This is a genomic window from Pseudoduganella sp. UC29_71, from assembly GCF_042693265.1.
GTDB lineage: Bacteria > Pseudomonadota > Gammaproteobacteria > Burkholderiales > Burkholderiaceae_D > Rugamonas.
Map to the genome: position 1 here is coordinate 4,796,883 of NZ_CP170549.1, position 20,500 is coordinate 4,817,382.

A 20,500-nucleotide genomic window follows, 5' to 3' on the forward strand; every position below is an offset into this window, starting at 1 on the left:
TTGGTATTCCGCACAGCGGAATATTAACCCTGACCCCATTTTTGTGGCGGCTAAGGCTGCCAGCCGCCGCCGAGGGCGCGGTACAGGTCGACCGAGGCGATCAGGATGCGCGTCTTGAGCTGCAGCCGCAGCACGTCGGCGCTGTACAGGGTGCGCTGGGCGTCGAGCTCTTCGAGGTAGGAGGCGTAGCCGTTGCGGTAGCGGTTGCGCGCGATGCGCAGCGTTTCGGCGGCCGTGGCGCGCCGGGCGTCGTTCTGCACGGCCTGTTCGCGCAGGCGCTGGATGGCGCCCAGGCTGTTGTCGGTCTCGGCAAAGGCGGCGCGCACGGCGTTTTCGTAGGCGTACACGGTCTGGTCGCGCGCGGCGGCGGCGGAGTCGGTTTGCGCCTGCACGCGGCCGCCTTCGAACAGCGGACCGGCCACGGCGCCGGTCAGCCGCCACAGGTGCGTGGGGTCCTTGATGAAGTCGCTGAAGACGGTCGATTGCAGGCCGCCCACGGCCGTCAGGCGGAACGATGGCAGCAGCTGGTCGCGCGTGGCGGCCAGCGTGGCGTTCGCGGCCAGCAGGTTGTGCTGGGCGCGCGCGATGTCGGGTCGGCGCAGCAGCAGCTCGGATGGCAGGCCGCCCGGCACCGGCGGCGGCGCGAGCTCGGCCAGCGGCACGCCGCGCGGGATGGGCCCGGGGTTGCGGCCCGCAAGGATCGCGAGCGCGTTTTCCTGTTCGAAGATTTGCCGCTGCAGCTGGGGGACCTGCTCGGCCGCGGCCTGGTATTCGGCCTGTGCCTGCAGCCATTCGAGCCGAGAACTGTAGCCGACTTCGAACTGCCTGCGCGCCAGTTCGCGCGATTCTTCGCGCAGCTTGAGGGTCGCTAGCGTCAGGTCGAGCTGGGCGTCCAGGCCGCGCAGGTTCAGGTAGCCGGAGGCGGCGCTGGCGGCGATGGAGAGCGCGGCCGCGTCGGCGCTGGCTTGCTCGGCGGCGTAGGCGGCGCGCGCGGCATCGGTCAGGTTGGCCAGGCGGCCCCACACGTCGATTTCGTAGCTGGCCTGGACTTCGGCCTGGTACAGATTGGTTTCGTAGGGGATGCCGTTGTAGGCCAGCGTGCGGGTGCGCGTCGGGCTGCCGCTGGCGGTGACGCTGGGCAGCTGGCTGGCGTGCGCGGCCGCCACGCGGGCGCGGTAGTCGGCCACGCGGGCGCGGGCGATGCGCAGGTCGCCGTTGTGTTCCAGGGCGGCGGCCACCAGTGCCGTCAGCGCGGGGTCGCTGAAGGCTTGCCACCATTGCTGCTCCACCGGCTGCGCGCCGCTTGCGGGGCCGATGCGGGTGCGCCATTCGGCGGGCGTGTGCAGGGTGGACCGCGGCGCCGGGCCGACCTTGGCGGCGCAGCCGGCCAGCAGCAGGGCGATGGCGAGGGCGATGCGCGGCGCGGCGCGGCTCACGGCCGGGCTCCGCTGGCGGCAGGCTGCACCGGCGACGGCACGGCTGCGGCCGGTGCGCGCGGTACGGCGGCCGGCGCGGCGGCGGGTGCGAGTGCGGCCGCTGCTGCGGGTGTACGCGGTTTGGCCGGCGCTTCGCCATCGCGGACCGATGAGGTGTCGATACTGACGATGACGGACATGCCGGGCCGCAGCCGGTGCGCTTCGCCCTGCCCGCCGTCGATGCGTATGCGCACCGGGATGCGCTGGGCGATCTTGACGTAGTTGCCGGTGGCATTGTCGGCCGGGAGCACGCTGAATTCGGAGCCGGTGGCGGGCGAGATGCGCTCGACCTGCCCGGTCATGACGGCGCCGTTCAGCGCGTCCACCTTGAAGGTGGCGCTCTGGCCGACGCGCACATCGTTCATCTGCGTCTCCTTCAGGTTGGCGATGACCCACATCTGCCTGGGCACCAGCCCCATCAGCTGCGCGCCGCTGTTGACGTAGGCGCCCTGCCGCACCGTCACCTGCCCGAGCTGCCCGTCGGACGGCGCGGTGATGCGGGTGTTGTCCAGGTCCACCTTGGCGGCCTTGAGCGCCGCTTCGGCATTGGCGACGGCGGCCTGCAGGGACAGCTTGTTGACCACCACCGACTGCGCCGCCTGCCTGGCGATATCCAGGCTGGCGCGCGCCTGCGCCACGGCGGCGGCGGTTTGCGCCTTGCCGGCCTTTTGCTGGTCCTGTTCGCGGATGGACAGCGAGCCGTCCGCCACCAGCGCTTCCACGCGTTTCAGGTCCGCCACCGAGCGCGCGGCCTGCGCTTCGGCGTTGGCCAGCGCGGCCTGGTTGAGCAGGATGCTGGCTTCGGCGCTGCGGTGCGACTGCTCCCAGTTGGCCAGCGCCGCCTTCTGCGCCGCCAGCTGCGCCTGCGCCTGTTCGTAGCGCTGCTGGTAGATGCGGTCGTCGATCTGCACCAGCAGGTCGCCTTCCTTCACGTGCTGGAAGTCCTGCACCTTCACCGCCACCACGTAGCCGGACAGCTGCGTGCCGATCACCGTGACCTGCCCGCGCACCAGCGCGTTCTCGGTGCTGACGATGGGCGTGCTGAAAGGCGGCAGCCGCCAGGCGTACAGCACCACCAGCACGCCGATCAGCGCCACCAGCAGGAAGCCGGCGGCGGACAGCCATTGCTGGCGCCTGTCGGGCTGCGGCGGCGCCGGCGGCATGGCTGGCGCCGCTGGCGCGGCGGCCGGCGCGGCGGCGGCGGTGGATGGAGCTGGTTCTGGCGGCGTAGTTGTGCTCATTTGGACCCGGAGTTGTTGAGGGAGACGTTGGCCATGCCGGTCTGCGCGTTCTGCGCCGGCACCGCCGGCCTGCAGGCGGTACAGATATTCCACAGGTGGTGCAGCAGCATCCAGGCGATGGTGGCCACGGCCACCACGGCGATGATCAGGAAGACGTCGTTGTAGGCCAGGATGTTGGCTTCGCGCGTGGCGGCCGCGCCCAGCTGCGCCACGCCCAGCGCGCTGCGGGCGGCCGGATCGGCCAGCGTACCGGCCAGCGCCGCGCCGGACGACTGCACGCGCGCCGCCACGTCCGGGTCCAGCAGCGTGAGGTTCTCCACCAGCTGGCTGGAATGGAATTTCTCGCGCATCACCTGCACCGTGCCGACGATGGCCGAGCCGAGCAGGCCGCCGATGTTCTGCGACATGGTGAACATCAGCGAAAAACTGATCAGGTTGCGCGGCGCGGCGATCACCGCGCCGAAGCCGGACACGAAGGTGGGGCCGAGGAAGAAGGTGCCGCCGAACGCCAGCAGGAACTGGCTGAAGTACATCTGCTCCGGCCGCGTGAGGTTGGTGGCGCGGCTGTCCAGGAAGGCGCCCACGGCCATCATGGCCAGCGCGATCATCAACGAGGGCTGGATGCGCGCCGGCGTGATGGTCAGCGCGCTGACGGCGATGCCGCCCACGCTGCCCACCAGCGTAATCAGCCACAGGGTTTGCATCTGGTCGTTGTTCAGGCCCAGCGCCTGCAGGAAGCCCACCGTGCCGGCCGCCTCGGACTGCACGATGCGGATCAGCAGCACCGACGCGGCCAGCCGCAGCATCATGCCGGTGCTGAGCCAGCGCGTGTTGAGCAGCGGCGAGGCGCGGTTGTGCTCCACCAGCAGCGCCGCCGTGATCAGCACGATGGCGCCGGCCAGGCAGTAGCCCAGCCAGGTGGACTCGAACCACCACACCGTGCGGCCCAGTGCCAGCACGGCGCACAGCAGCGCCACGCCGGGCGCGAACAGGCCGAAGGTGAGGAAGTCCAGTTTTTCGAAGGCTTTCACGCGGTCGCCCGGCGGCAGCTTGAGCAGCAGCACGCAGCCCATGGCCAGCAGCGCCAGCCCCAGTTCGAAGAAGTACAGGCCGCGCCATTCGCCGATCTCCAGCAGGTCGGACGAGAACAGGCGCGCCATCGGCAGCGCCAGCTGCGGGAAGCCGACGCCGATCACCACCGCTTTCAGGCGGTGCTGCGCCGGGAAGGCTTGCAGCACGTAGTACAGGCCGAGCACCGTGAGCGCGGCGCCGCTCATGCCGTGCGCAGCGCGCACCGCGATGGCCGAGGCCAGGCCGTGCACGAACAGGTGGGCCAGCGTGGCCACCGCGTACAGGCCGAGGAACAGTTCGGTGAACAGCTGCAGGCCGTACTGCTGGCGGAACTTCACCAGCAGCAGGTTCATGGAGACGTTGGCCATCACATAGGCAGCCGGCAGCCACTGGATTTCAGCCGCGTACACGCCCAGCGAGCCCTGCGCGTACGGCAGGTTGACGGTGACCAGCGCATTGCCCAGGCCGCCGGTCATGGCCACGATGAAGCCGACGATCAGGTAGGCCAGGCGGCGCCGGTCCGAGTGCAGCGGCGTGGAGGGAGAGCCCGGCAGCAGCGGGCGCTCATGCGGTAGCCAGGTTTGCGGTGCGTATACGTCCATGCATGGTCGCCGTAGTGGAAAGCCTTGTTCGTGAGCATAGCACTGCGATGCGCTTACGTCGCTGATACCAATGGATGAGCGCGTCCGCAGCCATTAAATAAAACTTATTGATTTATTTAAGAAGCTAGCGCAAACTCGTCTGCGCTGCATCTCAACACCATAAAAAATCCAGGAGACAACGATGACCGGCATCCCCCGCAAGGCCTTCCCCTTGGCGCTCGCGCTCGCACTCTCATCCGGCGCCGCCCGCGCCGACGCCTATCCCAACGACACCGAGGGCTTCCACGGCTATATGCGCGCCAGCGCCGGCAGCAGCTCCAAGCATGGGCCGCTGAGCTGCTATGCCCTGGGCGGCCCGACCGCCTACTACCGCCTGGGCAATGAATGCGATTCCAACGCCGAGTTCGGCTACACCAAGGAACTGGCCAAGGCCGACAATGGCGTAAGCTTCGTCGGCACGCTCTGGGTCAGCGCCTATGCGCCGGAGTCGGGCTTCCGCGACGCCAAGCTGGAATTATTGAAGGGATATATCGAAGCGAAGGGCCTGCCCTTCCTGAACGGCGGCACCGCGTGGGTCGGCAAGCGCTACTACTATCGCCCCGACATCCATATGCTCGACATGCAGTACATCAATATGAACGGTACCGGCGGCGGCCTGGACAAGATCCCGCTGGGCGCGGGCAAGTTCAGCTACGCGGTGTTCAAGGACAACGACACCAACGCGACCGGCGCCGGCGGCGCCATCGTCAACACGCCGTCCGCGCTGCGGCAGAACCTGCTGTACCAGGACCTGCCGCTCAATCCGGGCGGCACCCTCGATGCGGCGCTGACCATCGTCACGGCGGAAGGACGCAACCGCGCCGCCCAGGGCCAGGGCGATGCCGGCCACAATGGCTGGGCGATCGGCCTGTTCCACCGCCAGCAAGTGCTGGGCGGCGTGAACCTGGTGGGCCTGCAGTACGGCAGCGGCCCGGGCAGCGGTATCGGCCTGTGCTGTGCGCGCATGGGGCCGTCGGGCAGCACGGCGCTCGGCTCGGACGTGACCCGCGTGCGCCTGCTGGAGGACCTGGTGATCCAGCCGACCCGCCGGTTCAGCATGGAATTTGCCGCCGTCTATCAGCAGGACAAGGCGGACGACCCGGCGCTGCGCAACACCTGGACTACGGTGGGCGTGCGACCGGTGTATGCGCTATGGCCCAACCTGAAGCTGCAGGGCGAACTGGGGGTCACTGCGCTCAAGCAGGACAGCACCGGCCAGACCGCGCGCCTGACCAAGCTGACCTTGGCGCCGGCCATCGCCATGGGCGAGAGCTATTGGTCGCGCCCGGAACTGCGGCTGTTCGTCAGCTACGGCAAGTGGAACGGCGCCGCCACGCCGCTGGTCAACGCCAGCAACAACGGCGGCCCGGTGTATGGCAATGCGACCAGCGGCGCATCGGCCGGCCTGCAGGTGGAAGCCTGGTGGTAGCAGCCAGGTAGCAGCCTGGTAGCCGCCAAGTAGAAGCTTGGCAGTAGCGTGGCCCTGGCGCCAGGGTCAGGCTTCCAGCTTGAGGAACAGTTCGCGGTCCGGGGCGAAGTTGGCGTACAGCGGCAGCAGCGCGCCGCCCAGCGCGCGCGCGTCCGGACCGATGGCGCCGCTGTGCACGGCGGGGCGCTGCACGCCTTCCCAGTCGTAGCCGTCCAGCGCGCCGGCGACGGCCGCCATCAGCTGGTCCAGCAGCGCGCGGCTGCACGAACCGTCGATGATCACGCCTTCCGGATCGAGCATGCAACTGGCGCTGCACACCACCATGGCAATACCCGCCGCAGCCTGCGCCACCCAGCGCGCGCTGTGCTCGGCCCACGGCGCCTGGCCGGCGCGCTCGTCGTAGGCGGCGGCCGGGTCCAGGCCCGCCGCCTCGTACAGGCGCTCCAGGCCCAGCAGCGACGCGGTCGATAGCAGCTGCGCCGGCATCTTCCCCGCCCGCCCCCACGCCCGCCGCCACGCCCACCGGCAGCGAGCCGATGGCGCCGGCATTGCCGTGCAGCCCGGCGTACAGATTGCTGTCGATGACCAGGCCGCCGCCGATGAAGGTATCGACAAACACATACAGGAAACTCTTCACGCTGCGGCCCTTGCCCGCCACCAGCTCGGCCACGCAGGCCGCCGCCGTGTCCTTGGCGAACATCACGGGCAAGCCGGTGTCGTTCTCGATCTGGCGCGCGATGTCGAGCCGGTTCCAGCGCCCGTCTTGGTCGGCCACGCCCATCAACTCCTGCCAGCTGCCCAGCGACAGCGGGGCCGCCACGCCGATGCCGAGGATGCGGCCGCGCAGCGCCGGCGCCAGCGCCGCCTGCATGGCGCGCACCTGCTGCGCGATCACCTCGAACACCTGGCGCGGATCGGGAAAGCGGTAAGCCTGCGAATGGCGCATGCGCACGGTGTTGGTGAAATCGAGCAGCAGCACGTCCAGGCTGCGGCGCCCGATCTTGACCCCGATGGAGAACGCGCCGTCCGGCTTGAGCGCGATCGGCACCGACGGCTGGCCTATCTTGCCGCGCAAGGGTTCGAGCTTCATGACCAGCCCGTCATCGGCCAGGCGGGCGATGATCAGCGCGACGGTTTGCGTGCTGAGCGTGGTCAGCCGCGCCAGGTCGGCCTTGGGCAGGCTGCCGTGCAGCCGGATCGCCTGCAGCACCACGCGTTCGTTGAACTGGCGCATGCCGGTCTGGTTCGAGCCCCGTGGACGCAAGTTGTCGGCGGCGCCCTCGTCTGGAGCGGATGCCGCCGGGCTATGGTGTTCCTGCATGGGTGAGGTTCCTGCGAGCGCCTGGCCGGGTTGGCTGGCAAAACGCGAGCTTAGCGTTGTTGCCGGGAAGCGTCAATCCGCGCAGGCCCGATCCGATTAAATAAAAGAACTTGATTTATTAATTTGGGCAGCCTATATTTCAGTCAGCGCGACACGCGCCAGCTTGCCGGGCTCGCTCCCGGCAGCGCGACCAATAAAATCACAGGAGACCTGCATGAACGCAAAGCATTGCATCGCAATGGGCTTGATCGCATCCGTCGCCGGCTACGCCGCCGCCCAGGAGCCCGTCGTCGGCCTGATCACCAAGACCGAAACCAATCCCTTTTTTGTCAAGATGAAGGAAGGCGCGCAGCGCGCCGCCAAGCTGCAGGGCGCCAAGCTGCTGACGGCGGCCGGCAAATCGGACGGCGACAACGCCGGCCAGGTGACGGCCATCGAGAACATGGTGTCGGCCGGCGCCCGGGCCATCCTGATCACGCCCAGCGACGCCAAGGCCATCGTGCCGGCCCTGCGGAAGGCGCGCGAGCGGGGCGTGATGGTGATCGCGCTCGACAGCCCGGCCGACCCGCTCGAGGCCACCGACGCCCTGTTTGCCACCGATAACTTCAAGGCCGGCCAGCTGATCGGCCAATACGCCAGGGCGTCCCTGGCCGGCAAGCCGGCCCGCATTGCCACCCTGGACCTGTTCCCCGGCCATCCGGTGGGCATTGCGCGCCACAACGGCTTCCTGGCCGGCTACGGCGTACCCGGCATCGACGCCAAAACCATCGCCCCGGCCAAGAGCGCGGAGGTGGTGTGCATGGCGGACAGCTACGGCGACCAGGGCAAAGGCCAGACGGCGATGGAGAACTGCCTGCAGAAGAATCCGGACATCAACCTGGTCTACACCATCAACGAGCCGGCGGCGGCCGGCGCCTACAAGGCGCTGAAGGCGGCCGGCAGGGAAAAGAACGTCCTGATCGTGTCCGTGGACGGCGGCTGCGCCGGCGTGCGCGACGTCAAGGCCGGCGTGATCGGCGCCACCGCGCAACAGTACCCGCTGAGGATGGCCGGCCTGGCACTGGACGCCGGCGTGGCCTATGCCAGGACCGGCAAGAAGGCGAGCGGCTACGTGGACACCGGCGTGACGCTGGTGACCGACAAGCAGATGGCCGGCGTCGACAGCCGCGACACCGCCTTCGGCCTCAGCGCCTGCTGGGGTAAATAGACACGGCACGCCCGCCGCCCTGCCCACTCAGACCAAGGAATCCCCATGAACGCCCAACTCAAGCCGGCGCCGGCGCACGCAAGCCCGGCCGCCCCGTCCGCCCGCCCGCCCCTGGCCCGGTTCAAAGACCTGCTGCCCCCGGCCACCCTGCTCGGTCCCCTGATCGCGCTGCTGGCCTCGGTCATCTTTTTCGCCACCCAGTCCGAGCGCTTCCTGAGCGGACAGAACTTTTCGCTGATCCTGCAACAGGTGATGGTGGTGGGCGTGATCGCCCTCGGCCAGACCCTGATCATCCTGACCGCCGGCATCGACCTGTCGTGCGGCATGGCGATGGCGCTCGCCTCGGTCGTGATGACCAAGTTCGGCGTGGACTACGGCATGCATCCCTATGCGGCCGTGCTGTGCGGCATGGCCGCCTGCGTGCTGATCGGCTACGTCAACGGCGCGCTGGTCACGTCCATCAAGCTGCCGCCCTTCATCGTCACGCTGGGCACCATGAACATCGCCTTTGCCGTCACGCAGATTTACTCGCAGGCGCAAACCGTGACCGATTTGCCGCAGGCCATGACCTTCTTCGGCAACACCTTCCACCTCGGCCAAACCAGCGTCACCTACGGCACCGCGCTGATGCTGGGGCTGTACCTGCTGACCTGGCTGGTGCTGCGTGAAACCGCGCCCGGCCGCCATCTGTACGCGGTGGGCAACAACCCGGAAGCGGCGCGCCTGACCGGCATCGCCACCGGGCGCGTGCTGCTGGGCGTGTACATGATAGCCGGCCTGTTCTACGGCATTGCCGCGCTGCTGTCGGTGGCGCGCATGGGCGTGGGCGACCCGCAGGGCGGCCAGACCGACAACCTCGACAGCATCACCGCCGTGGTGCTGGGCGGCACCAGCCTGTTCGGCGGGCGCGGCTCCATCGCGGGCACCCTGGTCGGCGTGCTGATCGTGGGCGTGTTCCGCAACGGCCTCACGCTGATGGGCGTGCCCTCCGTCTACCAGATCCTCGTCACCGGCGTGCTGGTAATCCTGGCCGTGGCCACCGACCAACTGACGCACAAGAAAGGCTGAGCATGAGCACCACCCACGACGTATTCCAGGCACGCGGCCTGGTCAAGCGCTACGGCGGCGTGACCGCCCTCGACGGCGCCGACTTCGACTTGCGCGCCGGCGAAATCCTGGCCGTCATCGGCGACAACGGCGCCGGCAAGTCCTCGCTGATCAAGGCGCTGTCCGGCGCCATCGTGCCGGACGAGGGCCAGCTGCGGCTGGACGGCGAGCTGGTGCACTTCAAGTCGCCCATCGACGCGCGCCGCCACGGCATTGAAACGGTGTACCAGGACCTGGCGGTGGCGCCGGCCATGACGATTGCGGAAAACCTGTTCCTGGGCCGCGAAATCCTGCGCCCCGGCCTGCTGGGCAAGTGGCTGCGCCTGATCGACAAGAAGCGCATGCTGGAAGAAGCGGTCGGCCACATGCGCGACCTGAAAATCGGCATCCGCTCCATGCAGCAGGCGGTGGGCACGCTGTCGGGCGGCCAGCGCCAGGGCGTGGCGGTGGCGCGCAGCACCGCGTTCGCGCGGCATGTGGTGATCCTGGACGAGCCGACCGCCGCGCTGGGCGTGAAGGAAGGCAATATGGTGCTGGAGCTGATACGGCGCGTGCGCGACAAGGGCTTGCCGGTGGTGCTGATCAGCCACAACATGCCGCACGTATTCGAGATTGCCGACCGCATCCACATCCAGCGCCTGGGCAAGCGCGTGGCCGTGGTGAACCCCAGGCACATCAGCATGTCCGACACGGTGGCCGTGATGACCGGCGCCAAGGACCCGCGCGACTTGCCGGAGCTGGCCCATGCTTAAAGGAATCGATCCCCTGCTCACGCCCGAGCTGCTCAAGACCCTGGCCGAGATGGGCCACGGCGATGCCGTCGCAGTGGTGGACGCCAATTTCACCGCCGCCTCGCTGGGACACGGCAAGCCGGTCCTGCGCCTGCCCGGCGCCGGCCTGGCGCGCGCCTGCGAAGCCGTCCTGTCCGTTTTTCCGCTGGACCTGCCCGGCCAGCCGGTGTCGTTCATGGCCGTCTCGGAGCAGCCGGAAGGCTACCGCTCCGCCCTGCAGCGCGAGCTGGTGGCCTTGTGCGCCTCGGCCGGCGCGGCGGCGCCCGGCCAGTGCGAGGCGGTCGAGCGCTTCGCCTTCTACGAGCAGGTACGGCAAGCGTATGCCATCGTGCAGACCGGCGAACTGCAGCCCTACGCCAATTTCCTGTTCCGCAAGGGCGTGCTCGCCGGAACCAAACCACGTGCAACAGGAGAAGCGGCATGGTAGTGACCTTCGGCGAAGCACTGGTGGACATGATAGAAACGCCGGACGGCCGCTTTGCCGCCGCGCTGGGCGGCGCGGTGTGCAATTTCACCATCGCCGCCGCGCGCCAGCACATGGACGCGACCTACCTGAATCCCCTGTCCACGGACAGCTTCGGCCAGGGCTTCGCGCGCATGCTGGCGCGCGACGGCGTGCGCCTGGGCAGCCCGGCGCGCAGCGCCAGGCCCACTTCGCTGGCCATCGTGACCCTGGACGCGGACGGCACGCCCAGCTACGTCTTCCACCGCGAAGGCGTGGCCGACCGCGACATCCGGCCGGCACAGGCCCGCGCCGCGCTGCCGGCCGGCATGCGCCTGTTCCACACCGGCGGCCTGGCCCTGGTACCCGGCGATATCGGCGCCACGCTGGAGATTATCCAGGCTGCTGCGGCGGCAGGCGCGCTCATATCGGTGGACGCCAACATGCGCCCGCTGGTCTGCGATGACCTCGCCGCCTACGCGGCCGGCGTGCAGCGCGCACTCGCGCTGGCCGACCTGATCAAGGTCAGCGAGGAAGACCTGCTGCATCTGGGTTATACGGACATGGCGCCGCTGGCTGCAGCGCGCTTGCTGCAACAGCAGACGCAGGTGAAACTGGTCGCGCTGACGCTGGGCGCGCAGGGCGCGGTGCTGCTGTCGCGCCGCGCCTGCGTGGCGCTCGGCGCGCCCGAGCGTATCGACGTGGTGGACACGGTGGGCTGCGGCGACAGCTTCCTGGCCGGCCTGGTGGCGAGCCTGGCGTCGGCCGGCAAGCTGTCGGCGGCGGCGCTGGGCGAGGCAAGCGCCGCCACGCTGAAGCAGGCGGCGCGCTACGCCGTAGCAAGCGCCAGCATCAACGCCATGCGCGAAGGCTGCAACCCGGCCACCGCCGCCGAAACGGCAGCCTTCCTCGCGGCGCAGCCGGACTGGCCTGACGCCGCCGGGGAACAGGCCGCCTGAACGGCTACGGCGCCTCACACCAATGGCGGATCGGTCTCCCGCTCGAAGGCGCGGTGGCCGGCCAGGGCCGCCTTGAACGCCGCCAGCGCGTCCGGCAGGTCGGACGGGTCGGTGCCGATCAGCGCCGGGTCGGGCGAGCCGTCCGGCAGCTTGGGCGGGATGCCGGCCTTGGCCAGCAGGCCGGCGCCCGCGCCCACCACCAGCAGCGGCTTGCAGTGGCGGTATTGCTGGCGCACGAAGTCCAGCGCGAGCGCGTCCATGGTGAGCCGGTCGGCGGCATCGGCGCCGTCCGGCACGGCCACCGCATCGAACAGCACCGGCGGCGCGTTCTCGAAGGTCTTCTCGACCGGCAGCAGTCCGCCGCCGGCGGTCGGGACCGGACTGAGCGTGCCCGCCACCAGGTGCGGCGCGGCGCCTTCGGCCAGCAGGAAGGACTGGATGGCCTTGACGCTGGCCTCGTCCACGCCCGGCGCAACCAGGATCGCCACCTGGCGCGTCTTGATGCCCTGCTCGCCCGGCCGCGCCAGCAGCGACAAGGCGGGCGACGGCGGATAGTGCGGCAGCGGCAGCGCGGTGGCCAGCGGCTGCGGCGGCGGCACCGGCATGCCCAGGCCCGCGGCCACGCCGTGGGCCAGGGTGGCGTCCACATTGGCCAGCATGGACAGCATGCGCTCGCGGATGGCGGGGATCTGCACCTTGCTCAGTTCAAAGCGGAAGCCGCCCACGATGTGGGCCTGCTCGGCCGGGCTCTGGCTGCTCCAGAACAGGCGCGCCTGCGAGTAGTGGTCGGCGAACAGCTCGGGCTTGCCGCGCACCTTGTCTTCCGTCACGGCCTGCTCGCGGATGCTGGTGAAGCCCGCCATGCCGGCCTGGAAGGGACAGCCGCCGCCCAGCGAGTTCGGCTCGTACGACACCTTGCCGCGGTGGATGGCCTGCCGGTGCATGCCGTCGCGCTGGTTGTTGTGCACCGGGCACACCGGCGCGTTGATCGGCAGCTCGTGGAAATTCGGCCCGCCCAGGCGGCTGATCTGCGTGTCCACATAGGAGTGGATGCGCCCTTGCAGCAGCGGGTCGTTGGTGAAGTCGATGCCGGGCACGATATGCGCGGTGCAGAAGGCCACCTGCTCGGTCTCGGCGAAGAAGTTGTCCGGGTTGCGGTTCAGCGTCATGCGGCCGACGATCTGCACCGGCACCAGTTCTTCCGGCACGATCTTGGTGGCGTCCAGCACGTCGAACGGGAAGGTCTCGGCCTGCGCTTCGGTGAAGATCTGCAGGCCCAGTTCCCATTGCGGATAGGCGCCGGCCTCGATGGCTTCCCACAGGTCGCGCCGGTGGAAGTCCGGGTCGGCGCCCATGATCTTGTTGGACTCTTCCCACACCAGCGAGTGCGTGCCGGCCAGCGGCTGCCAGTGGAATTTGCAGAACACGCTCACGCCCTCGGCGTTCACCAGGCGGAAGGTGTGCACGCCGAAGCCCTGCATCATGCGGTAGCTGCGCGGGATGGCGCGGTCGGACATGGTCCACATCAGCATGTGCATGGACTCGGGCATGAGCGAGGTGAAGTCCCAGAACGTGTCGTGCGCGCTGGCCGCCTGCGGCATGCCGTGGTGCGGCTCGGGTTTCACCGAATGCACCAGGTCCGGGAACTTCATCGCGTCCTGGATGAAGAACACCGGCATGTTGTTGCCCACCAGGTCCCAGTTGCCTTCGTCGGTATAGAACTTGACGGCGAAGCCGCGCACGTCGCGCGCGGTGTCGGACGAGCCGCGCTCGCCGGCCACGGTGGAAAAGCGCACGAACACCGGCGTGCGCTTGCCGGCCTGCGCGAACGGCGCGGCGCGCGTGACGGCGCTCAGGTCCTGGTAGGACTCGAAGTAGCCGTGTGCCGCCGAACCGCGCGCGTGCACCACCCGTTCGGGGATGCGCTCGTGGTCGAAGTGCGTGATCTTCTCGCGCAGGATGAAGTCTTCCATCAGCGTGGGGCCGCGCAGATGGGCCTTCAGCGAGTTCTGGTTGTCGCCGACGGGCACGCCCTGGTTGGTGGTCAGGCGCTGGCCGCCGGCGTCGGTGCGCACGCGCTCCAGGTTGCCGTCGTTGGGGTTCAGGCCCAGCGGCGGCGCGCCGCTGCCCACCTTGGCCGAGCTTTGCACCTCGGACGCGGTGCCGGCGGTGGCGGCGGGCACGCCCGCCTCCACGTGCTGGCCTTCGGGCGGCGTGCGTGCCGCGTCGCCGTGCTCTGCGGGTTTGTTGACGTTGTGGCCGATGCTGGCCGCCAGGTCGATCCCGCTCGCGGGCTGGCCTTTCTTGTTGTTGGTCATAAGATCCTCAATAGCGGAACATCAATCTGCAAACATCGATTAGCGGAACAGCGCAAGCAGGATGATGATGGGTAGCGGTATGCCGAGCATCCACAGCAGGATAGAGCGCATGGCGGTCTCCTCGTCGTTAAGTTGATCAGCGGCGCGGCAGCGGGCTGCCGGCGTCGCGCAGTTTGCCGCCGAAGGTGGCGGCCAGGCTGGCGATGAAGGCGCCCAGCAGCAGGGCCACGAACATCCACAGCGCGGAATGGGCGCCGGCCTTGCGGGCCTGTTCGGCGGCGTTCTTCGCTGCGGTTTCGGCGTCGGTGCGGGCTTTCACCAGCCGGGCGTGGACGTCGTCCACGCGCCGCTCGGCCTCGGCCTGTTCCACGCCGGTGCGCTTGGCGATCAGGCGCGCCAGGTACTGGCGGTCTTCCACGGCCATGGCCGGGCCGTTGGCCGGCTGCTGCAGCAGGATGCGGCCGACTTCCGCGCGCAGCGCGCCGTTGTCGGTTTCCGGCAGCGGCGCGTCGGTACGCAGCAGCATGTCGGTGTAGTAGGCGCCCGGACTGGTGCCGGCCGTGTCGCTCCTGGCGCCCGGGCCGGCGGCGCCGGTCAGCGCGGCGGGCAGCGCACCCTTGGCGGCACCTGCTGCGCCGGCCGCACCGGCGGTGGCACCGATGGCGGTGGCCGCGCCCGCGCCGGCGTCAATGGCGCCGCTCAGGGCTGCGCGCACTGCGCCCGCCATCAGCGCCGCCGTCAGCAGCGTGGCCAGCGCCCAGGCCAGCAGGCCGTGCGCGGTGTCGCGGAAATAGACTTCATCGCCGTGCACATTGGCCCAGCGTACGCGTAGCCGGCCGGCGAGATAGCCGCCCACGCCCGCCGCGGCCAGCTGCATGAAGGCAGCCCAGATAATGGCCGACTTGCCGATAGGCGCATCGTTATAGGACCACGGCGATACGGCGGACAGGCCCAGGCCCACGCCCAGTATCAGCAAAATAAAAGAGAGCGCGGCGGCGGCCAATGCGCCCGCCAGCACTGCGCTCCAGGACACGCCGGACTGGCCGGCTTCAGCCTGCGGAATCACTGCGATGCCGCTGGCCTGGGGTGCGTCGGAAATGGGAATGGAAGTTTGCATGCGAGTCTCCTGGCGGCGGCGCGCGGACAAGCCGGCGCCGCCGGTGATTGGTTTTTTTTATTTGCGGCTGCCCAGCAGCTTGGACAGGCCGTAGCCGGCCGCCACGGCCAGCAGCACCGACGTGGCGGGGCTGGTGCGCACGTAGTTGCGGCCCGATTCGGCGAAGCGGGTGTAGGCGGCGCTCAGTTCCTTGGCGCCGCTGGCGGCCTTTTCGCTCACCTGGGTTGCGGTGTCGGCCACGCGGTCCACTGCCGTGTGGGCGGCGCCGGCCAGGCGGTCGGCGGTGGGAGGGACTTTTTCAGCCATCTTGTCCACGGTGGCGTGGGCGGAGCTGGCCAGGCGGTCTGCGGTCGGCTGCACTTTTTCGGCGGTGCGGTCGATGGCGCTGTGCAGGTCTGCGCGGGTGTCGCGGCCGAACTGGGTCACGGAATCGCGGGTGGAGTTGCTGGTGGAGTTGCTCGATTTGTCGGTGGTGTTGTCCATGATGATTCCTCGCTGTCGTTGATGGGCTTCATTGCCTGAGTAACGATAGGCCGATCAGGTGCCGCACACAGTGCGGCACCTAACAAACACAAGGGAATCACCTTTGAGGCGGCGCGGCTTACTGGATGAAGCCCAGCAAGGCGGGGATGGTCTGCTGCGGCGCCTCTTCCATGATCCAGTGGCCCGAACCCTTGATGATGCGGCCGTCCACGTTCTCCGCCACCAGCTTGCCCTGGTTGATCAGGAAGTCGCCGCCGGACTTCTCGCCGGCCAGCACCAGCATCGGCATGGTCAGCTTGGTCTTGCCCAGTTCAGCGAACTGTTCCGCATCCTGCGGGAAAGTCTTGAAGTACTGGAAGCCGGCACGCACGCCGCCCGGCTGGGCATAGGCCGCCGCGTACAGCTTGCGGTCCGCTTCGCTGATCGATTTGGTCTTGTCGGCGGCGAAGTCGTTCCAGAAATGTTCAAAGTAAGTGCGCTCGCGGCCGGCCACCAGCTTTTCCGGCGTCTCGCCGAAGAAGTGGAAGTGCCACAGGTCGCGCAGCAGGAACATATTGGTCCAGTTGCCGATGCCGGGCAGGAAGGCGTCCATCAGCGCGACCTTGTTCACGTCCGCCGGATACTGGGCCGCGTAGGCGTAGGCCACCATCAGGCCGATGTCGTGGCCCACCACCGTGGCGGGTTCCTTGCTGATGGTGCCCACCAGCTCATGGATGTCCTTGGCCATATTGGTCTTCAGGTAGCCGTCCGCCGCTTTTTCGGAGCCGCCCACGCCGCGCATGTCGGGCACGATCACGGTATGGGTCCTGGCCAGCTCGCCCATGATGGGCTTCCACATATGGCTGGTCTGGGTGTAGCCGTGCAGCAGCACCACAGGCGTGCCCTTGCCACCCACCAGGTAGTGGATTTTTGTGCCGTTGACGGCGGCGGTCTTGCTGGTGAAGCCTGCGGGGGCGGCGGCGGTAGGCGCCGGTGCCGCGGCGAAGGCGCTGCCCACTGCGGCGGCCATGGTGGCGGCGGCGACGCCGCGCAGGATGGTACGGCGGATCTGGCTGTGTACGATGCTCATGTCATGCTCCTGAAGTTTGATTGGCGCTGTCGGCGACTGCGCTTCCATGGACACACTATATGATTCAGCAACACGGCAATCAATCGTACCAATATGAATCTATCGTTCACTATTTATGAATCACAAGCACGTAAGCCGCCATCCAGCGTAGCCACACGCTGGAGGAGGCGCCTCTCTCTTAGGAGGAGACTTAGGGGAGGATTTAAGGCTTGGGAGCGAGCTTGATGGGCGGACGCATGCGCGGGGCGGCGTCGGACTGGCGGCGGATCAGCGAGAAGTCCATCAGCACATGCTCGGGCGCTTCCGGCGCGCCGTCGCGCAGCGCGCGGATCTGGCGCACCAGGTATTGCACCGCCGCTTCGGCCATCCCGGTAATCGGCTGGCGCACGGTGGTCAGCTCGGGCCAGATGGTGGTGGCCAGCGCCGTGTCATCGAAGCCGGCCACGGTCAGGTCGCCCGGCACGTCCAGGCCCAGGCGGTGCGCGATGGCGACGGTGGCAGCCGCCATGTCGTCGTTGCTGGCGAAAACGGCGGTCGGGCGCTGCTCCAGGCCCAGCAGCACTTCGGCCGCGTCCAGGCCGGAACGGTAGGTGAACATGCCCTGCACGGTCAGCTCGGCCGCATCCTGCACGCCGCGGTCGGCGATGGCGGCCCTGAAGCCGGCCAGGCGGCGCGCGCTGGCGGTCTGGTTCGGGTGGCCGATGACGAAGCCGATGCGCTGGTGGCCCAGCGAGATCAGGTGCGAGGTCATGGCGTAGGCGGCCTGGTAGTCGTCGATGCTGACGGCGATCACGCGCGGGTCGGGCTGGCCGCAGGCCACGGTGACGGCTGGCAGCGAGGACTTGGCGATCATGTCGATCAGGCCCGGCATGTCGCACAGCGGCGGCGGCAGGATGATGCCGTCCACGCCGTTGTCGATCAGGCGCTGGGTCTGTTCCTTCCAGTGCTCGCCCGCCTCGCACTTCTCCACCACCAGCTGCACATTGTTCAGGCTGGCCTGGTTCAGCAGGCCGACCAGGAACTCGCTCAGGTAGCCCGCGCTCGGGTTGCTGTACAGGAAGCCAATACGGATAGGCCGCGAGCCGGCAAGGCGGCGGGCGGCCTGGTTGGGCACGTAATTGAGCGCGGCCACGGCCTCGTCCACCTTGCGGCGCGTGCTCTGGCGCACCTTGGTGTCGCCATTCATCACGCGCGACACCGTCATCGGCGACACGCCGGCAAGTTTCGCCACGTCGGACATGGTGGGGACGCCGGAGCGGGACTCCGCTCCCGCGGCTGCTTTCGCCTTAGTTCTTGCCATCTGCTCGAAAAACCTGTGTTAAAAAGTGGACTTTACCACAAGAGGCAATGTTAGAACTGCCCGGCCATGCAACAAACGGTCACATTTATGTTACCGCAATCATTTGGCCGGACCGCCTTCCCCCCGCCTTTCCGCTAGCCGCGTCCCGGGGCGTAGGGGAATTTCAGCGACTTGTAGTAGTCCAGCGGCATGCCCGGCGCCTTCACGCCGGCCGGCAGCGGCAGGCCGGAAACCGACTGGAAGTAGGCGATGCTGGCGTCGCGCCACCACACAGCCTCGGCGTACTGCTTGTCCAGCAGCACCGCCACGTCCTCATGGCGGCGCGCGTCGATGAAGGGCTTCAGCTTCGCCCAGCGCTGGCGCAGCTCGTCCGCCTGCGCCACGCCGCTGTCGTAGCGCGCCAGCAGTTCGTCCCACAGCTTGCGGCCGGACGCCATCTTGTAGTCCCACGGCAGGTGGTGGAACCACAGCAGCATGGTTTCCGGCGTGGTGCGCGGATCCGCGTACTGGCGCGCCAGCCCGGGCGCGTACTGCGCCACGGCGTTGCTGCCGCCGGCGGTGCGGTCGAAGCCGATGCCGCCCTTGTCGGCGCGGTGGTAGTAGACCGGGTTCCAGTCCGGGCGCTCCAGGTTGGCCACCCATGGCGCCGGGCCGTGATGGTGGCCGGTGCCCATCAGGTGGTGCAGGCCGAGCGGCGTCATGTAGTTCACCACCGCTTCGCGCGACATCATCATCATGTCGGTAATTTGCGCGACGGCGGCCGGCTCGGGCGAGAAGGTCTGGGCGGCCCATTCGCGCGCCAGCGCGCGGGCGTCGGCTTGCGGGTTCCAGGCCAGGCGGCCGAACGCGTACCAGTTGGCCTGGTCGAAGTGCGAGCCGCTCCAATTGCGCTCGCTGCCGATGTTGGCCACGCCGGCGATGCCGGTCAGGCGCGAGCCGCCCTGTTGCGCGCCCGCCTCCAGGATCTGCGCCACGGTGGCGCTGGCGCCGCCCGAGCCGGTGCGCATGTCGGTGCCCAGGGTTTCCTGGTACATGGTGCCGAGGTAGGCCAGGTGGGTGGCGTAGCCCAGGTATTCCTTGGTGATCTGGAATTCCATCATCAGCGGCGTCTTCGGCATGGCGCCGAACAGCGGGTGGGCCGGCTCGCGCGGCTGGAAGTCGATGGCGCCGTTCTTCACCTGCACCAGCACGTTGGCGTCGAAGGTGCCGTCCAGCGGCTTGAATTCGTCGTAGGCCTGCTTGGCGCGGTCGTCCGGCTTTTCATGCGCATAGACAAAGGCGCGCCACATCACGATGCCCTTGTGCGGGGCCAGCGCCTTGGCCAGCATGTTGGCGCCGTCGGCGTGGCTGCGGTGGTAGTCCTGCGGGCCTGGCTGGCCTTCGGAGTTGGCTTTCACGAGGAAGCCGCCGAAGTCGGGTATGGTCTTGTAGATCTCGTCGGCCTTGGCTTTCCACCATGCGGCGACGGCGGGATCGAGCGGGTCGGCGGTCTTGGTGGCGCCCAGCTCCAGCGGCGTGGAGAAGCGCGCGGACAGGTAGACCCTGATGCCGTAGGGGCGCAGCGTGTCGGCCACGGCGGCGGCCTTGGCGATCCATGGCGCGGTCAGGATGTCCGGCTTGGAGTTCACGTTGTTGAGCACCGTGCCGTTGATGCCCAGCGAGGCGTTGGCGCGCGCGTAGTCCACATAGCGGCGGTCGCGCACTTCGGGCAGCGCCCACCAGTTCCAGATCGACTCGCCGGCGTAGCCGCGTTCCACGGTGCGGTCCAGGTTGTCCCAGTGGTTCAGCACGCGCAGCTGCAATTTGGGGGCTGAGCGTTCGTCCAGCGCGGACAGCGCAGCAGGGCCGCCTTTGCCGCCTTTGCCGTCCGTGCCGACCATGCCTGTGCCGGCCTTGCGCAGCAGGGCGAAGGCGCCGTACAGCAGGCCGGTGTCGCTGTTGGCGGCGACCAGGGTGACCTTGCGGCCCTGCAGGCGGGTGCTGCGCAGCAGATAGCCTTCCTGGCCCAGGGTTTCCAGCTTCAGGCCCATGCCGGACAGCGCGGGCATGGACGCGGGCGTGGCCAGCACCACGGCGCCGTCCTGCACGGACGCGGCCAGCGGCGGCTCCTTGCCCAGCAGGCCGCCGAAGCCGCGCTGCAGCTCGGCCACGGCCGCCTGCAGCGGCGTGGCGGCGGGCGCGCCTGCCGCCATGGCGGCGGCGCTCGGCAACGCGGCCACGCGCCCAGCCGGCGGCGGGGAGCCGGCAGCAACGCTTGGCGCCGGCGCTGAACCCGACGGCGCAGCCGCTGCCGCGCCGGGCGCGACGATGGCCGTTGCCACGGCGCGCACTTGCTCGCGCGCGGCCTTGTCGAGGGGGCGGTAGCGCAGCCACAGGTCGTAGCCGTCCTCCACCGCGCCGCTGGCGCCGTGCGCCGGCGCTGCCAGCACGCAGAGCGACAGCAGCGCCGCGAATACGGGTGCGAACACGCGCACCGGCACTGGCGCAAGCGCCTTCAGTAATCTTCTCATTTCGTCTCCAATATCAACC

16 protein-coding genes and 1 pseudogene are annotated in these 20,500 nt (G+C 68.8%); 6 read left to right on the top strand and 11 right to left on the bottom strand.

Going from position 1 to position 20,500, the window contains the following annotated elements; genetic code table 11:
- Window positions 1-50: 50 nt before the first annotated feature.
- The 3 genes from ACFJI2_RS21265 to ACFJI2_RS21275 are packed head-to-tail and all read right to left on the bottom strand — an operon-like array spanning window position 51 to window position 4,389.
- Window positions 51-1,436 (bottom strand): efflux transporter outer membrane subunit, encoded by a 1,386-nt coding sequence (locus ACFJI2_RS21265; RefSeq protein ID WP_377701774.1) that lies wholly within the window; start codon window positions 1,434-1,436, stop codon window positions 51-53.
- Window positions 1,433-2,716 carry an HlyD family secretion protein gene (locus ACFJI2_RS21270; protein WP_377701775.1) on the bottom strand — a complete coding sequence of 428 codons (1,284 nt, stop codon included), beginning with the start codon at window positions 2,714-2,716 and terminating at the stop codon, window positions 1,433-1,435. The genes ACFJI2_RS21265 and ACFJI2_RS21270 overlap by 4 nt, the downstream gene beginning before the upstream one ends.
- Window positions 2,713-4,389 carry an MFS transporter gene (locus ACFJI2_RS21275; protein ID WP_377701776.1) on the bottom strand — a complete coding sequence of 559 codons (1,677 nt, stop codon included), beginning with the start codon at window positions 4,387-4,389 and terminating at the stop codon, window positions 2,713-2,715. The genes ACFJI2_RS21270 and ACFJI2_RS21275 overlap by 4 nt, the downstream gene beginning before the upstream one ends.
- Window positions 4,390-4,570: 181 nt before the next feature.
- Between ACFJI2_RS21275 and ACFJI2_RS21280 the strand changes: the two genes are divergently transcribed.
- Window positions 4,571-5,857 carry a maltoporin gene (locus tag ACFJI2_RS21280; RefSeq protein WP_377701777.1) on the top strand — a complete coding sequence of 429 codons (1,287 nt, stop codon included), beginning with the start codon at window positions 4,571-4,573 and terminating at the stop codon, window positions 5,855-5,857.
- A 66-nt stretch (window positions 5,858-5,923) separates the two neighbouring features.
- Here the strand turns inward: ACFJI2_RS21280 and ACFJI2_RS21285 are convergent, their stop codons facing one another.
- Both ACFJI2_RS21285 and ACFJI2_RS21290 read right to left on the bottom strand, forming a co-directional pair.
- Window positions 5,924-6,343 (bottom strand): hypothetical protein, encoded by a 420-nt coding sequence (locus ACFJI2_RS21285; RefSeq protein WP_377705936.1) that lies wholly within the window; start codon window positions 6,341-6,343, stop codon window positions 5,924-5,926.
- A gap of 70 nt (window positions 6,344-6,413) precedes the next feature.
- A pseudogene (locus tag ACFJI2_RS21290) lies at window positions 6,414-7,178 on the bottom strand (ROK family protein); the annotation flags it as partial.
- 214 nt (window positions 7,179-7,392) lie between these two features.
- Here ACFJI2_RS21290 and ACFJI2_RS21295 point away from each other — a divergent pair.
- From ACFJI2_RS21295 to ACFJI2_RS21315, 5 genes are read left to right on the top strand one after another with little or no spacing between them, the layout of a single operon-like run.
- Complete coding sequence (locus ACFJI2_RS21295; protein WP_377701778.1) at window positions 7,393-8,385, top strand: sugar ABC transporter substrate-binding protein; 993 nt, start codon at window positions 7,393-7,395, stop codon at window positions 8,383-8,385.
- Window positions 8,386-8,430: 45 nt separating this feature from the next.
- On the top strand, window positions 8,431-9,453 hold the full coding sequence (locus ACFJI2_RS21300; protein ID WP_377701779.1) for an ABC transporter permease: 1,023 nt from the start codon (window positions 8,431-8,433) through the stop codon (window positions 9,451-9,453).
- A 2-nt stretch (window positions 9,454-9,455) separates the two neighbouring features.
- On the top strand, window positions 9,456-10,244 hold the full coding sequence (locus tag ACFJI2_RS21305) for an ATP-binding cassette domain-containing protein (RefSeq protein WP_377701780.1): 789 nt from the start codon (window positions 9,456-9,458) through the stop codon (window positions 10,242-10,244).
- Window positions 10,237-10,710, top strand: a complete 474-nt coding sequence (locus ACFJI2_RS21310; protein ID WP_377701781.1) for an RbsD/FucU family protein — start codon at window positions 10,237-10,239, stop codon at window positions 10,708-10,710. Before ACFJI2_RS21305 ends, ACFJI2_RS21310 begins: the two co-directional genes overlap by 8 nt.
- Window positions 10,704-11,684, top strand: a complete 981-nt coding sequence (locus ACFJI2_RS21315; RefSeq protein WP_377701782.1) for a PfkB family carbohydrate kinase — start codon at window positions 10,704-10,706, stop codon at window positions 11,682-11,684. The genes ACFJI2_RS21310 and ACFJI2_RS21315 overlap by 7 nt, the downstream gene beginning before the upstream one ends.
- A 14-nt stretch (window positions 11,685-11,698) precedes the next feature.
- Here the strand turns inward: ACFJI2_RS21315 and ACFJI2_RS21320 are convergent, their stop codons facing one another.
- The 6 genes from ACFJI2_RS21320 to ACFJI2_RS21345 all read right to left on the bottom strand — a co-directional run bounded on the left by ACFJI2_RS21320 (window position 11,699) and on the right by ACFJI2_RS21345 (window position 20,481).
- Window positions 11,699-14,002 carry a catalase gene (locus ACFJI2_RS21320; protein ID WP_377701783.1) on the bottom strand — a complete coding sequence of 768 codons (2,304 nt, stop codon included), beginning with the start codon at window positions 14,000-14,002 and terminating at the stop codon, window positions 11,699-11,701.
- A 136-nt stretch (window positions 14,003-14,138) separates the two neighbouring features.
- Window positions 14,139-15,119 carry a hypothetical protein gene (locus ACFJI2_RS21325; RefSeq protein WP_377701784.1) on the bottom strand — a complete coding sequence of 327 codons (981 nt, stop codon included), beginning with the start codon at window positions 15,117-15,119 and terminating at the stop codon, window positions 14,139-14,141.
- 57 nt (window positions 15,120-15,176) lie between these two features.
- Entirely contained in the window at window positions 15,177-15,602 is a 426-nt protein-coding gene (locus ACFJI2_RS21330; protein ID WP_377701785.1) for a hypothetical protein, read from the bottom strand.
- A gap of 118 nt (window positions 15,603-15,720) precedes the next feature.
- Window positions 15,721-16,671, bottom strand: a complete 951-nt coding sequence (locus tag ACFJI2_RS21335) for an alpha/beta fold hydrolase (RefSeq protein WP_377701786.1) — start codon at window positions 16,669-16,671, stop codon at window positions 15,721-15,723.
- Between the two features lie 202 nt (window positions 16,672-16,873).
- Window positions 16,874-17,911 carry a LacI family DNA-binding transcriptional regulator gene (locus ACFJI2_RS21340; RefSeq protein ID WP_377701787.1) on the bottom strand — a complete coding sequence of 346 codons (1,038 nt, stop codon included), beginning with the start codon at window positions 17,909-17,911 and terminating at the stop codon, window positions 16,874-16,876.
- 194 nt (window positions 17,912-18,105) lie between these two features.
- Complete coding sequence (locus tag ACFJI2_RS21345; RefSeq protein ID WP_377701788.1) at window positions 18,106-20,481, bottom strand: alpha-glucuronidase family glycosyl hydrolase; 2,376 nt, start codon at window positions 20,479-20,481, stop codon at window positions 18,106-18,108.
- Window positions 20,482-20,500 lie beyond the last annotated feature (19 nt).